1 protein-coding gene is annotated in these 438 nt (G+C 48.9%); it reads left to right on the forward strand.

The genetic code is table 11. The features are described from left to right. Window positions 1–106: 106 nt before the first annotated feature. A partial coding sequence (locus tag RMT89_RS41210) for a hypothetical protein (RefSeq protein WP_315888878.1) occupies window positions 107–438 on the forward strand: 332 nt, incomplete at its 3' end.

Here is a 438-nt window from a genome sequence, read left to right on the forward strand (position 1 = left end):
GCAGTTGCCTGGACTACCTCTGAACAGGGAGCGTGTTTAGGAGGTAGAAAAGATACTGCAACAAGACAATGACGTTGCACTCGCAGAGATGCGATCAAGCGAAGTCATGGAGGAGTATATCTATCTCCTAAAAGAAAAGTGGTTGGAGAAGGAAAACGCACGCCTGAAGAAGCTACGCCGAACCATGGCAGATGCTGAGGGTAAAGTTGATTTCAACCCGAATAGTGGCCCGCAGTTGGCAACCTTGCTCTATGAGCATCTTGGTTTGCCGGTCATTGCTTTGACCAAGAGCAAGGCACGTGCCACGGGCGGTAAAGTGTTGAAAGCACTTCGCAACCACACCACTGATCCTGTGGTTCTGGACTTCTTGGATCGGTTGATAGCTTACAAGGCTGTTAACAAAATATTGACCAGCTTCATCCCAGCTTTCAAGCTTGC

This window comes from Streptomyces sp. P17 (assembly GCF_032436805.1).
Taxonomy (GTDB): Bacteria; Actinomycetota; Actinomycetes; order Streptomycetales; family Streptomycetaceae; genus Streptomyces.